Below are 13,561 nucleotides of genomic sequence, written 5' to 3'. Positions count from 1 at the left end.
CCCGGCGCTCCAGCTCCTCGACGAAGGGCAGCAGCGCGTCGAGCAGGGTCTTGTCCCCCGCCTGCGCCCCGCCGAGCTGCTGGATCGTCGTGGCGAACTCGCGGGCCCCGGCGGTGACGGTCGCGGCCGGATAGGTCGCGGCGGTGTCGCCGAGGTGCCGCCCGAGCGCCTCGAGCGCTGCGCCCCACAGCACCCCGGAGGTGCCGCCGGCGCGCTCGGCCCAGGCCTGCCCGGCCTGCTGCAGCACCCAGCCGCCGCCGACGTCGTCACCGAGCTCGCCGACCCGGGCGGTAGCGGCGGTGATCCCCTTGAGCATGCCGCGGCCGTGGTCTCCGTCGCCCGCGACGGCGTCGATCCTCCCCAGCTCGTGCTCGTGGGAGCGGATCGTCGACTCCACCGCGGCCAGCGCGGCGCGGACGGTGCCCGCGAGGCCCCGGGCCGCGTCGCTCGCCGCGGGTGCGGTGACGACGGCGTCGGCCTCGGCGAGCTCGTCGGCGGTCGGCTCGCGCAGCGCCGCCAGCGGCGCGGCGGTCTTGCGGTAGGCGGGGGTGTAGGCGTCCGCCCGCCACAGCGGCTCCAGCTCGTCGTCGAGCCACATCAGGGTGAGCGAGCAGCCGCCCATGTCCAGGCTGGTCACGAGCTCGCCGACCTCCGGGTCGACGATCTCGTACCCGGCGTCGCGCAGCCGCGGCGCGACGTGGCGCCACAGCAGGAACAGCTCCTCGTACTTCGTGGTGCCCAGCCCGTTGAGGATCGCCCCGACCCGGCCGGGGGCGCCCGCCGGTGCGTGCTTCAGGACGTCGTCGACCAGCAGTTCCGCCAGCTCGCGGGCGGGCAGCATCGGGACGTCCCGGATGCCGGGCTCGCCGTGGATGCCCAGGCCGAGCCCGAGATGCCCCTCGGGCACCGAGAACAGCGGCTCGTCCTCGCCGGGCATCGTGCAGCCGGTGAACGCGACGCCGAGACTGCGGGTGGCGGCGTTGGCGGCGCGGCCGAGACGCTCGACCTCGTCGAGGTCCGCGCCGCGCGCGGCGGCGGCACCCATCGCCTTGAACACGGTGAAGTCGCCGGCGATCCCGCGGCGCCGCGACTCCTCCTCGGCGGAGGCGACGTCGTCGGTGACGACCACGATGCGGGTGTCGATGCCCTCGGCCCGCAGCCGGTCGGCCGCGATCCCGAAGTTGATCGTGTCGCCGGCGTAGTTGCCGAAGCTGAAGACCACACCGCGGCCCTGGTCGGCGGCCTTCGCGACCGAGTACGCCTGGGCCGCCGACGGCGAGGTGAAGATGTTGCCGACGACGGCGCCGTGCGCCATCCCCGGCCCGACCGTCCCGCAGAACGCCGGGTAGTGGCCGGAGCCGCCCCCGATGACGACGGCGACCTGCGGGTCGCCGTCGCCACGGTGGGCGACCACGCCGCCGTGCACCCCTCGGACACGGTCGGCGTAGAGGTCGAGGAAGCCGGCGAGCTGGTCGTCGGCGAACTCGGCGGGGTCGTCGAAGATCCTGGTCACGAGGTCTCCCTCACCGTGGTGGCGGCGGTCTCGCGCAGCTGCGGGTCGTCCTGCGGGACGTTCAGGAACGAGACCATCACGAAGGCGGCGGCGTAGAGGGCGACGAAGGCCCACACCACGCCGACGTTGCCGGCCCCCAGCGCCAGCATCACGTAGACCACAGCTGCCCCGAGGAACTGAGCGCCGCCGGCGGCGGTGGTGTACATGGCCATGGCGGCGCCCTTGTGGTCGGGTGCGAGCGCGGGCATGATCGCGCCCATCGGGACGAACCCGGCGAGCAGGCAGCCGAACACGCAGCCCGCGGCGACCGAGACCCAGAAGCCCCAGGTCGATCCGGCCGGGACGGCGTGCGGCACGTACCACCACAGCAGCAGACCCACCGCCGAACCGAACACGCCGAACCACTGCACCGTGCGTCGCCAGCCCCACCGATCGCCGACGGCCCCGAACACCGCGTTGACCAGGATGTTCGTCGCGTAGACGAACACGGTCATGATCAACCAGCGGCTCTGGCCCCAGCCCAGCTCCACGGCGATGACGGTCGGCAGGATGATGAACATGCCGTACTGCGGCGCGGTGTTGATCAGCCGGACCAGGAAACCCATGAGGATCTTCGGGTTGGCCGCGGTCAGCCGCAGCCCGGCGCTGAGCACCTGGCCGGCGCTCTCCCCCGCCGGCGCGAGCCGCTGCGTGGCGTGCGGCTCGCGTACCCCGAACCGGGCGATCAGGAACCCGGCGACGACGAGCACGGTCGAGCCGACCATCGCGGCGGTCTCGCCACCGGCAGCACCGCCGAACGCGGGGATCATGCCGAGCGCGAACAGCGACCCCAGGGTGGGCAGGCCACCGGTGAACATGACGTAGAACCAGCCCACCGCGACGCCGTTGCGCGAGTACGGCGTGACCACGTTGATCCACACCAGGAACGCGAACGCGAAGAGGGGGTAGCCGAACCCGCGGAAGAAGTAGCTCACGGCGGCCAGCGGGGTACTGCCGAACTGCAGGCTCAGGAGGAAGAGCACCTCGAACACGACCCAGACGACGACGCCCATGGTCATGACCCGGCGGGGGCCCCAGAGGTCGGCGAACGCGCCGGCGAGGTAGCTACCGACCAGAACGGCCACACCGTAGGCGGCGATGATGGCCGCGACGGTGTCCTCGGGCGACCCGAGTAACGACTCGATGTGCGGGGAGATGAAGTTGGACTCGGTCCCGTTGCCGGTCATGAAGACCAGCACGCCGAGGAAGCCCCAGCGCAGGGAGTGCGGGATGCCGATGCGGTCGAGGACGGTCTCGTGCTGCGGAGCGGCGCTGCTCATCGTCGACCCCTCAGGCGTTCGGGAGGATCGAGACCTTGACCGACGCACCGGAGGTGTCGCCGACCAGGTCGAGGGCCTTCTGGAACTCCGCGAGCGGCACCTGGTGGGTGCAGATGTCGGAGATCGGGAGCTTGCCGTCCTCCAGCATCTTGATCGCGGCGGGCCAGCAGTGCGGGCCGAGGTGGGCGCCGCGGACGTCGAGCTCCTTGTCGTCGGAGATGATCGACCAGTCCACGGTGACCTCGGAGCCGAACACCGAGTACTCGACGTAGGTGCCGAGCTTGCGCAGCAGGTTCAGGCCCTGCGCGACAGCCGGGACGGCGCCGGAGCCCTCCAGGTAGACGTCGGCGCCGTAGCCGTCGGTGAGCTCCTTGACCCGGGCGACCGCGTCCTCGCGGGAGATGTTGATCGTGAGGTCGGCGCCGGTGCGGCGGCCGAGCTCCAGCTTCTCGTCGTCGAGGTCGAGCGCGATCAGCAGGCGCGGGTTCTTCGCGCGGGCGCCGGCGATCAGGCCGAGGCCGATCGGGCCGCACCCGGCGACGACCACGACGTCGTCGAAGGTGATGGTGGCGCGCTCGACGGCGTGCAGTGCGCAGGACAGCGGCTCGGCGAACGCGGCGTGCTGCGGCTCCAGGTCCGGTGAGACCCGGTGCACCCGGGCGCGGGTGGGGACCAGCATGTACTGGGCCATCGCGCCGTCGAAGTTCCGGAAGCCGAACATGTCGTGCGGCCCGCACATCCAGTACTGGCCGCGCAGGCAGTAGCGGCACTGCTCGCACGGGACGATCTGCTCGCAGGCGACGCGGTCACCGACGGACACGCCGTGCAGGGCGAGGCCCTCGTCGTCGCCGGAGACGATCCGGCCGACGAACTCGTGACCGGGCGTGACACCGGTCTGGGCCCAGGCGGGGCGGTTCTCGTCGCCCCAGAACTTCGCGGCGCCGTGGTAGCACTTCAGGTCGCTCGCGCACACGCCCACGGCTTCGACCTGCATCAGCAGCTCGCCGGGGCCGGGGGCAGGGACGTCGACCTCCTCCAGGCGGTAGTCCTCGGGGCCGTGTACGACGACGGCCTGCATCCGGGACGGGATCTGTGTCGGGATCTGAACTGCCACGACGGAACCTCCGTTGGTGCCATGCGGGGTGCTGCATGCGACTGGTTCTGAGCATGCGTTCCGGCATGAACATCCGTCAACACGTTCGTTCCCGATTGAACAAACGTGCAGTAGGCTTGACTGGTACCGGTCCGACACAGCGGAGGAGGTGGCGATGGCGCCACACGACGTCTCCCGGCGCGACCTGGGGCTGATGCACCGGGCCGCGCGGCTGTACTACGTCGACGAGCTCAACCAGGCCGCGATCGCCGACCGGCTCACCGTGTCGCGTCCGACCGTCTCCCGGCTGCTCGCCGAGGCCCGCCGGGTCGGGATCGTGCAGATCACCGTGCACGACCCGGACTCGCTGCACACCGGCGGCGACGACGCACCCCGGCTCGCCGCTGCGCTCGGGCTGGACCGGGTGTGGCTGGCCCCGCGGCCCGCCACCGACCTCGGCCAGTCGCTCGCCGAGCCGGTCGGCGAGGCGTTGCGGGAGGCCGGGCTGCGCGCCGGCGACGTCCTGCTCGTCTCGTCCGGGCGCACCGTGTGGGAGCTCAGCCACACCACGCTGCCCGCGCTGGCCGGCTGCGAGATCGTGCCGACCGTCGGTGGGGTCGCCGAACCCGAGGCGTGGCACCAGACCAACGAGATCGTCCGGTCGGTCGCCGAACGTGGACACGGACGCCCGCACTTCCTGTTCACCCAGGCCATGCCGTCACCGGCGATGAGCCGCACGCTCGCCGAGGACCCGGAGTTCCGCCGGGTGACCGGGTTCTGGATGCGCGCACAGGCCGCGCTGGTCGGTGTCGGCGCCCCGCCCGCGGGTCGCGCGTCGATCTCGACCTCGGTCCCGCTCGACGACGAGGGCCTCCAGGACGGCGTCGGCGACGTCTGCCTGAACTTCTACCGCGCCGACGGCCGCCCGATCGCCTTCCCGGGCAGCGACCGGATGGTGCGGATCTCGCCGGAGCAGCTGCGACGGGTGCCGCGGACGATCGCCGTCGCCGTCGGGGAGGAGAAGGTGCCGAGCATCGTCGGCGGGGCGCGGGCGGGCCTGTTCAACCGCCTGGTGACCGACGCCCCCACCGCTCAAGTTCTGCTAGCGGCCCACACGGACTACTAGCTGAGCCCGCCACCACGTTTACCAAAGTCAGAAACCATTCGAAAACCTCAACTACAGTTCTGAGGTAAACGAACCGCACTAGGCGTGAAGACGCTGGCGACGCCACGATCGACCAGTTGGAGTTCGTGACGTACCGCTCCACTAAGCAGCTGTGAAGAATGACATTGTAGGTAGCACAGCGCCCTCACCACCTACTCCATGTCCGTGCCACAAACTGCATTCACCCACACCCGATCAAGCGACACGACCAACCGGCGGTCCACACACTCTTGAATCGGCCACAGTCGGACGCCACCAACAGCAACGCCGTTGATGCGACCAAGCGAACACATGCTGCCCCCTGAAAGACTAGCATGTCTCGCCGGAGGTCAAGATCGACACGTAAGATCAACGAATGCTCGCACGACCTACTCGTCGGACCTCAACCGCATAGGAGAGTCGCACAAGAACTTGGCTGGCAACAGCGACTTGCAGGCGATTGAGCTACAGCCTACACGCGGTCGACAAACTTTCCTTTGGAGACACAGTCGAGTTGGCTGCTCTTGCCTACTGCGAGCTGCAGCCGGTCACGATTCCATTCGCAACAGTGAGGCGAACGCCTCGATCGCCTTGCGCGCAACTCGACAATGATGCAGCGTTCCATCCTGCAACACCCCCAGCAAGAGCAGTCGACCAATTAACAACCGGGACATTCCTCGTCAACACCGACAATATTGACGCCGCCGAGGCCCCAAGAGCCATCTGCCCTTGAACCTGCTTAGCAAGGCAAGAGTCCAACTCTCCCGTGTAGACGGTGATTTGTCCACCACCAGCTCCGAAGTAAGTATTAGTTGTCTCGTTACTCACTCCTACACATGCTGGCGCCGCCGATGCAGACACAGGTACAGCTAGAATCATCCCCGAGCAAAGCGCCGCTGTCGCCATGATCGAGCCGATCCAGCGCCTCATAATAACCCCCGAAGATGCTCGCGAGCAGCATTTCATTCAACCGCTAAAGCGGAAGGCTACCCGCAGGTGCGTTGCGCCGCAAGTGCTAGCTGAGGGCTCCAAGCGAATGGGATGCCCTCTATACTGGCGGGCAGGCGCCGTAGAAGATCCTTCGCGCGAAGCGCAGAACCGGTTCTAACGGGTCGATCCAGTTCCGTCGTAAATGCGGCGGAGTTTTGGGTCAAATCCTTACAGGACTTCGATTCTAGCCGCTCTTCAGTAGTGACCGATCGAATCAGTACAGCATGGGACGCACTCACTCTACGTTCCTGTACTGCCGCGCTCCTTCGTCTCTTTACTATTGTCCGACAACGAAAAGGCTGACTGCGCCGCTCCGGCATTCTTGAGTCGAGAGGTAGAGCTGGGTAGGGGCCTCGGGCCGATAGCCGTAACCCTGCACTCCGGGCCCTGCAGCCCGTGGCGGCATGATATGGAGACTGGCACGGGGGCGGCGAGCAACTCCGCACCGCCGACCTGAACTGTGGTCCCGACCTAACTCCTCCCTAAGACCGTCGGTGCTGCACCGGCCAGTCCCCGGTCGGTGAGGCCCAGGGGGTGCCGGTGATGCGGCGGTAGACCTCGGCGTAGCGGTCGTGGACGACCTTCACGACCTCGTCGGGGACCTCGGGGCCGGGGGCGGTGCGGTCCCAGTCCAGCCCGGCGGACCAGTCGCGGACGTACTGCTTGTCGAAGGAGAACTGGACCCGGCCGGGCTCGTAGGAGTCGGCGGGCCAGAACCGCGACGAATCCGGGGTGAGCACCTCGTCACCGAGGACGATCTCGCCGGAGGTGTCCCGGCCGAACTCCAGCTTGGTGTCGGCGACGATGATCCCGCCGTCGGCCGCGGACTCGGCGCCGCGCCGGTAGACCTCCAGGGTCAGGTCACGCAGCCGGGCCGCGGTGTCGGCGCCCAGCTGCGCCACGACGTCGTCGAAGGTCATGAACTCGTCGTGCTCACCGACCGGCGCCTTGGTGGTCGGGGTGAAGATCGGCTCGGGGAGCTTCGAGCCCTCGACCAGGCCGGCGGGCAGCGTGACGCCGGAGACGGCGCCGGTGCGCTGGTACTCCTTCAGCCCGAGCCCGGTGAGGTAGCCGCGGGCGATGCACTCGACCGGGAGCATCTCCAGCGGACGGCAGCGGACGGCGCGCCCGGCGAACCCGTCGGGGATGTCGTCGGTGCCGATGACGTGGTTGGGCACGAGGTCGCCGGTGCGCTCGAACCAGTACAGCGACAGCGCGGTGAGGATCGCGCCCTTGTCCGGGACGGGCGTCGGGAGCACGACGTCGTAGATCGACAGCCGGTCCGAGGCCACCAGCAGCAGCTGGGCCGGGTCCCGGGACTCGTCGAGGTAGAGCTCGCGGACCTTGCCGGAGTGGACGAGCCTCACAGGATCCCTCCGGGGGTGTAGGCGGCGGCCTCGGGGTGCTTCGCCGTGATCGCCGCGATCTTCTCGTTGACCGCCGCGACCTGTGCGGACGCGGCGCCGGTGAAGCGCAGCGGGTCCTCCAGCAGCCGGTCCAGCGTGCCGGCGGGCAGGCCGAGCCGGTCGTCGCCGGCGAGACGCTGGAGCAGGTCGTTGTCGGCCTGGCCCTGCTCGCGCATCGCCAGTGCGACGGCGACCGCGTGCTCCTTGATGACCTCGTGCGCGGTCTCCCGGCCGACCCCGGCGCGGACGGCGGCCATCAGCACCGCGGTCGTGGTGAGGAAGGGCAGGTAACGGTCGAGCTCGCGGGCGATCACGGCCGGGTAGGCGCCGAACTCGTCGAGCACGGTCAGCGTGGTCTCGTAGAGGCCGTCGAGGGCGAAGAACGCGTCCGGCAGTGCGACGCGGCGCACCACCGAGCAGGAGACGTCGCCCTCGTTCCACTGGGTGCCGGCGAGCTCGGCGGTCATGACCGACAGGCCGCGCAGGATCACCATGAGGCCGTTGATGCGTTCCGCGGAACGCGCGTTCATCTTGTGCGGCATGGCGCTGGACCCGACCTGGCCGGGGGCGAAGCCCTCGGTGGCGAGCTCGGCGCCCGCCATCAGCCGGATCGTCGTGGCCAGCGACGACGGCGCCGCCGCCAGCTGCACCAGAGCGGTGACGACGTCGTGGTCGAGCGAGCGCGGGTAGACCTGCCCGACGCTGGTGAACGCCTCGGCGAACCCCAGGTGGGTGGCGACGCGCTGCTCCAGCTCGTCGAGCTTCACCGAGGCTTCAGTGTCGCCGCCCAGTAGATCCAGCATGTCCTGGCTGGTGCCCATCGGGCCCTTGATCCCGCGCAGCGGATAGCGCGAGCGCAGGTCCTCCAGCCGGGCGTGCGCGACGAGCAGCTCGTCCGCGGCGGAGGCGAACCGCTTGCCCAGGGTGGTGGTCTGCGCGGCGACGTTGTGGCTGCGCCCGGCCATGACCAGCTCGGCGTACTCCGACGCGCGACGCCCGAGCCGCGCCAGGACCGCGACGGTCCGGTCGGCGACGAGCTCCAGCGACAGCCGGATCTGCAGCTGCTCCACGTTCTCGGTGAGGTCGCGGCTGGTCATGCCCTTGTGCACGTGCTCGTGGCCGGCGAGGGCGTTGAACTCCTCGATGCGGGCCTTCACGTCGTGCCGGGTGACGCGCTCGCGGGCGGCGATCGAGCCCAGGTCGACCTGCTCGACGACGGCCTCGTAGTCGTCGACGACCGACGACGGCACCTCGATGCCGAGGTCGCGCTGGGCGCGGAGCACCGCGATCCACAGCCGTCGCTCCAGCTGGATCTTGTACTCCGGAGACCAGAGGCGGACCAGCTCGGGGCTCGCGTAGCGCGCGGCCAGCACGTTGGGAATCACGTGGCGCGATGATAATGGCTGGTGGGGGCCCTGTGACCGGCGGGAGCGCGGCCTCACACCCGGGGCAGGGACTCCAGCACCTCGTGGAGCGCCTTCCGGCCGACCGCGCGCGGGTCGGGGTCGGCCTCGATCAGCGCGGTGAGCACGACGCCGTCGACGAGCGCGGTGAGCCTGCGGACCTCCCCCGGCCCCGGGCGACGGCCGGTCGCGCGGGTGAGCGCCTCGTCGAGCAGGGCGTCGAACTCGACGCGCTGGGCGCGCAGCAGCCCGGCCAGGAACGGGCGCCGGCCGGACCCGATCAGCCGCTCGAACCGGCCCAGGACGGCGTCGAGGCCGTCGGTGCGCGAGCGCGGCCCGAGGAGCAGGTCGAGCACGATCTCGGCCGGGTCGTCGCGCCGGGCGAGGCAGTCGTGGGCGTCGGCCAGCTCGGTGTGCGCGAGCCGGTCGAGCGCGGCGGACACCAGGTCCTCCAGCGAGGAGAAGTAGTAGGTCGTGGCCGCCAGCGGCACCCCGGCGCGCTCGGCGACGGCTCGGTGCCGGATCGCGTCGAACCCGCTCTCGGCGAGCAGCTCCGCGGCCGCCGCGACGAGCAGGGCGCGGCGACGCTCACCCTTCTCGGTCTGCTTCGGGGCCGCCATCGCCACATAGTGCCAAGACGGGGCCCGTCCGGACGAGTGAGATACCGGACTCGACGCCCAGGTCGGACGGGGTGACCGTGACCGTTTCGTGACCCTGCCGTTCTCACCGCCGCGGGGATGGAACACACTGGTGGTGTGCGTCCGTCACCCAGAAGCCGCTGGTCACCGCGCGGTGGTGCGCGCGGGGCGGCGGCCGCCCCGGCCCCCGGCGAGCCCGTCGACCTGCGATCGGACACCGTCACGCTGCCGACCGAGGCGATGCGCCGGGCGATGGCCGAGGCCGAGGTCGGCGACGACGTGCTCGACGGCGACCCCACCATGCGCGAGCTGGAGGAACGGGTCGCCGGCCTGCTCGGCGCCGCCGACGCGCTGTGGACGCCCACCGGCTCGATGGCGAACCTGATCGCGCTGATGAGCAGGCTCGGCCGCGGTGACTCCTTCCTCGCCCCCCAGGGCGCGCACGTGCTCGACTTCGAGCTGGGCACGGCCGCGTGGCTGGCCGGCGGGATGCCGCGGCCGCTGCCGCACGACGCGGGCCCCGGCAAGGTCACCGCGTCCGCTGTGCGCCGGGCCGCCGCCGACGACGGCTTCTACGCCTCCCTGCGCCCGGTGCTGCTGTGCCTGGAGAACACCCACAACTCCGCGGGCGGCACCGTGACCGCACCGGAGGAGCACGCCTCCGTCGCCGCCGCGGCGCGGGCCGCCCGGCTCTCGGTGCACCTCGACGGCGCCCGGCTGTGGAACGCCGCGGTCGCGCTCGGGGTCCCGCCGGGCGCGCTGACCGTCGGCGCCGACACGGTCGCGGTGTGCCTGTCCAAGGGGCTCGGCGCGCCGGTCGGGTCGGTCGTCGCGGGGTCGGCGGAGTTCGTCGAGCACGCCCGGCGGCTGCGCAAGATGCTCGGCGGCGGCGTCCGGCAGGGCGGGGTGCTGGCCGCGGCCGGGCTCGTCGCGCTGGAGGACATCGACCGGCTCGCCGAGGACCACGACCTGGCGACGCGGCTCGCCGCCGGACTGCGCGAGCGCGGCTGGCGGGTCCGCGAGCCGCAGACCAACATCGTGCTGGTGGACGTGGCCGACGTGCGCGGCACGATCGCCGCGTTCGCCGAGGCCGGTGTCCGCGCCGGCGCCATCGCGGGCAAGCTGCGGCTGATGACCCACCGCGACGTCGGCGACAAGCACATCAAGGCGGCGCTGGACCGGATCGGCGAGGTCGGCCCGTCCAGCACCGGCTCCCCCGGCGGCCCTGCGCCGCTGCCCCGCACCGCCCTCGGCGGCTGACCCCCGGTCCCACCCCGCGCCGCCCTCCGCCGGCGCTCCGGGTCGCCCTCCGTCCCCGGCACCGGAGCGCCCGGGCCGGGCGCTCCCGACGTCGCTCGTCGCCGCCGTCACAGTGTCGCGCCGGGTCAAGTCACTGTCGTCCGAGGTCAAGTCGGCCCGCACGATCGGGTCCACACTGGGCGACGGCCGGACGCCGGAGCAGGCGTCGGCCTAGGCTTCCGCCGCCGTCGCGCCCGTGCGTACGCACCGCCGGGCGCCGGTGGCTCCGACCCACGACCGGCGCCGGTGAGCTGCGCGGACCCGCGATCGCCGGGTGTCGTGCGGCCCGGGGCGCCCAGGACAGCAGGACCGTCATGACCAGCTCCGCCCCCTCGCCCGCTCCCGATACCGAGGCCACCGCCGTCCCCGAGGGCGCCCCTGCCCCCGAGGCCGCGCTCGTCGCCGAGGGCGTCGCCGTCGACGGCACCCACGGGGTGTTGCTCGCGTCGACCTCGCTGCGCACCGTCCCCGGGTCGGTGCTGCTGGTCGCGGGCACCCCCGGCTCCGGGCACACCGCGCTGGCGCTGGCGCTGGCCGGGCGGATGCGGCCCGACCACGGCACCGTCACCCTCGACGGCGACGACGACCCGCGCCGCCTGCGTCGCGCCGTCGCCGTCGTCGACACGCCCGGGGTCAGCGAGCCGGAGCCGGTGCTGCCGCTGCGGACCGTCGTCGGCGAGGAGCTGGCGATGGCCGGGCGCGGCACCACCCCGCGGGCGGTGACCGAGTGGCTGGGCGCGCGGGGCGCGCAGACCTGGGTGCGCTCGCGGTTCGAGGACGTGCCCGCGCCCGTGCGGATCGGGCTGATGACCGCGCTGGCCGCGTCCCGGCCCGGGGTGCGGGTGCTCGTGCTGACCGCGCCGGACCGGCACGGCGGCACCCCGGTGACCTGGTGGCAGGTCGCCTCCGAGCACGCCCGCGCCGGGTTCGCCGTCGTCGTGACCTGCACCGAGGGGTCGGCGGCGCTGCTGGGGGTGCCCGCGGTGCGGCTCGGCGGGGGCGACGCCGGCGCGCTGCCGGAGCCCCCCGGGCGGCACAGCAGGCCCGAGGACCCGACGGGGCCGCTGACCGTCGTCGCACCGCAGGGGGCCGACGACCTGCCCCAGGGCTGGACCCGGCGGCTGCTGCGCCGCCGCCCCGCCGGGACCGCGGACGCTCCGCCGCCCGGCACCGGGGAGCCCCCGCGGGACGCGGGCACGGCGATCCTGCCCGGGGCCGACCTCACCCCCGGGGCCACCGACGGCGACGAGAGCACGGAGCGGACCTCATGAGCGCGATCAGGATGGCGATCAGCGAGCTGCGGCGGATCACCGCCGGGCGGCTGCCGGTCCTGGCCGTGCTCGCGCTGCTGATGATCCCGATGCTCTACGCGGGCTTCTACCTCTACGCCAACGGCGACCCCTACTCCCGCCTGGACCAGGTGCCCGCCGCGCTCGTCGTCGACGACGCGGGCGGCACCGACGCCGAGGGGAAGGCGCAGAACGTCGGCCAGGACGTCGCGACGGAGCTGACCGACTCCGGCTCGTTCGACTTCCACCGGGTCTCGGCCGCCGAGGCCGACCGCGGTGTCCGCGACAACGTCTACACCTTCGCCGTGACGATCCCGCGCGACTTCACCGCGGCCCTGCAGTCCTCCGGCGAGTTCACCCCGCGCCAGGGGATCCTCGTGCTCACCACCAACGACGCCAACAACTACCTGGCCCGCACGATCGCCGACACCCTCACCACCCGGGTCCGCGAGTCGGTCGCCAAGGAGGTCGGGACGCAGGCCGCGGACCGGTTTCTCACCGGCTTCTCCACCATCCACACCAGGACCCAGGAGGCCGCGGACGGCGCCGGGAAGCTCGCCGACGGCGCGGCCACCGCCCACGACGGGGCCGCCCGGCTGGCGTTCCACCTGTCGACCACCCCTGACGACGTCGAGGCGGCCGCCGCGGCGCTCCGCTGAGCGCCGCGACCCCTCAGCTGCGGCCGGGGAACACCGGCACGACGGGGGACCGCTCGGTGACCCCGCGCCAGTACGCGAGCCGGCCGGTGCACTCGACCATCGCCTTGAGCCCGGCCTCGCGCAGCGGGACCGACGACGACCGCTCGGTCACCGACCGCCAGGCGGCGATCGCGTCGGTCTCGGCCGACACCAGCAGCGCCCCGGCCGACACCCCGTCGACGACGGGCTGCGGGGCCGCGTACGCCGGCTGCGCCGAGACCGGCCGCTGCCCGATGTCGGACAGGGTCTGGGTGATCTGACCGCGCAGGGTGGTGTGGGCCTCGATGTCGCCGCGGGCCCGGGTCGCCCACTCCGGCGGGATGAACGCGAGCGCCATCTTGTACGCCCACAGCGCCGCGTGCTCGCAGGCGAGTGCCCGCTGCAGCGCCTCGACGGTGACCTGGGGGACCTGCGGCTCGTCGTCGGAGGACTGCCGCGGCCGCGGACCCGCGCTCACGCCGGCGCCCCGGTCAGGACCGCCGCGTAGGTGGCGCAGCAGGCGGCGACCTCGGCGACCAGACCCACCTGCAGCGCCGAGGCGCGGGGGACGACCTCGCCTGCGCTGCGGGCCGATCCGGCGACGGCGTCGCGCACCGCGGCGAGATCCCCCGACGGCGGTGTCGCGGGGGCGGCGATCTGGCCCGGAGTGCGCCCGCCCGCCTGGTCCAGCGCGGCGGCGTGCTCCATCCGGGCCGCGCGCAGCGGCTCCAGCCGGCCCGCGAGCGACGGGTCGCCGGTCACCGCGGCGACGACCAGCGCGGCGTCGGAC

12 protein-coding genes are annotated in these 13,561 nt (G+C 72.3%); 4 read left to right on the top strand and 8 right to left on the bottom strand.

Annotation, left to right across the window (positions count from 1 at the left end):
- The 3 genes from NH602_RS19505 to NH602_RS19495 all read right to left on the bottom strand — a co-directional run.
- On the bottom strand, positions 1-1,513 hold a 1,513-nt coding region (locus NH602_RS19505), incomplete at its 3' end, for a dihydroxyacetone kinase family protein (protein WP_253068555.1).
- Positions 1,510-2,832, bottom strand: a complete 1,323-nt coding sequence (locus NH602_RS19500; RefSeq protein WP_253068554.1) for an RbtT/DalT/CsbX family MFS transporter — start codon at positions 2,830-2,832, stop codon at positions 1,510-1,512. The genes NH602_RS19505 and NH602_RS19500, both read right to left, overlap by 4 nt.
- 10 nt (positions 2,833-2,842) lie before the next feature.
- On the bottom strand, positions 2,843-3,946 hold the full coding sequence (locus tag NH602_RS19495) for an alcohol dehydrogenase catalytic domain-containing protein (protein ID WP_308292862.1): 1,104 nt from the start codon (positions 3,944-3,946) through the stop codon (positions 2,843-2,845).
- 154 nt (positions 3,947-4,100) lie between these two features.
- Between NH602_RS19495 and NH602_RS19490 the strand changes: the two genes are divergently transcribed.
- Positions 4,101-5,051 (top strand): sugar-binding transcriptional regulator, encoded by a 951-nt coding sequence (locus NH602_RS19490; RefSeq protein ID WP_253068553.1) that lies wholly within the window; start codon positions 4,101-4,103, stop codon positions 5,049-5,051.
- Between the two features lie 1,490 nt (positions 5,052-6,541).
- On the opposite strand, the gene NH602_RS19485 is transcribed toward NH602_RS19490, so the two are convergent.
- The 3 genes from NH602_RS19485 to NH602_RS19475 are packed head-to-tail and all read right to left on the bottom strand — an operon-like array spanning position 6,542 to position 9,488.
- Entirely contained in the window at positions 6,542-7,426 is an 885-nt protein-coding gene (locus NH602_RS19485; RefSeq protein ID WP_253068552.1) for a phosphoribosylaminoimidazolesuccinocarboxamide synthase, read from the bottom strand.
- Entirely contained in the window at positions 7,423-8,850 is a 1,428-nt protein-coding gene (gene purB / locus NH602_RS19480; protein WP_253068551.1) for an adenylosuccinate lyase, read from the bottom strand. The genes NH602_RS19485 and purB overlap by 4 nt, the downstream gene beginning before the upstream one ends.
- Positions 8,851-8,903: 53 nt before the next feature.
- On the bottom strand, positions 8,904-9,488 hold the full coding sequence (locus NH602_RS19475) for a TetR/AcrR family transcriptional regulator (RefSeq protein ID WP_073575818.1): 585 nt from the start codon (positions 9,486-9,488) through the stop codon (positions 8,904-8,906).
- A gap of 258 nt (positions 9,489-9,746) precedes the next feature.
- On the opposite strand from NH602_RS19475, the gene NH602_RS19470 reads away from it, so the two are divergent.
- From NH602_RS19470 to NH602_RS19460, 3 genes are all read left to right on the top strand, one after another.
- The gene (locus NH602_RS19470) at positions 9,747-10,766 is read left to right on the top strand and encodes a GntG family PLP-dependent aldolase (RefSeq protein ID WP_253068556.1); all 1,020 of its coding nucleotides are present in this window, start codon (positions 9,747-9,749) and stop codon (positions 10,764-10,766) included.
- A gap of 353 nt (positions 10,767-11,119) precedes the next feature.
- A complete protein-coding gene (locus tag NH602_RS19465) occupies positions 11,120-12,076 on the top strand; it encodes an ATP-binding cassette domain-containing protein (RefSeq protein ID WP_253068550.1) in 957 nt (318 codons plus the stop codon).
- A complete protein-coding gene (locus tag NH602_RS19460) occupies positions 12,073-12,753 on the top strand; it encodes a YhgE/Pip domain-containing protein (protein ID WP_253068549.1) in 681 nt (226 codons plus the stop codon). The genes NH602_RS19465 and NH602_RS19460 overlap by 4 nt, the downstream gene beginning before the upstream one ends.
- A 13-nt stretch (positions 12,754-12,766) precedes the next feature.
- Here the strand turns inward: NH602_RS19460 and NH602_RS19455 are convergent, their stop codons facing one another.
- Both NH602_RS19455 and NH602_RS19450 read right to left on the bottom strand, forming a co-directional pair.
- Positions 12,767-13,249: a ferritin-like domain-containing protein gene (locus NH602_RS19455; protein ID WP_062401114.1), complete on the bottom strand. Its 483-nt coding sequence runs from the start codon at positions 13,247-13,249 to the stop codon at positions 12,767-12,769.
- The coding region (locus NH602_RS19450) for a hypothetical protein (protein WP_253068548.1) at positions 13,246-13,561 on the bottom strand (316 nt) is incomplete at its 5' end. The genes NH602_RS19450 and NH602_RS19455, both read right to left, overlap by 4 nt.

The organism is Pseudonocardia sp. McavD-2-B, from assembly GCF_024124365.1.
GTDB lineage: Bacteria > Actinomycetota > Actinomycetes > Mycobacteriales > Pseudonocardiaceae > Pseudonocardia > Pseudonocardia alni.
Note: the sequence above shows the minus strand (reverse complement) of the source record. Positions and strands in the feature narration are given on the sequence as shown.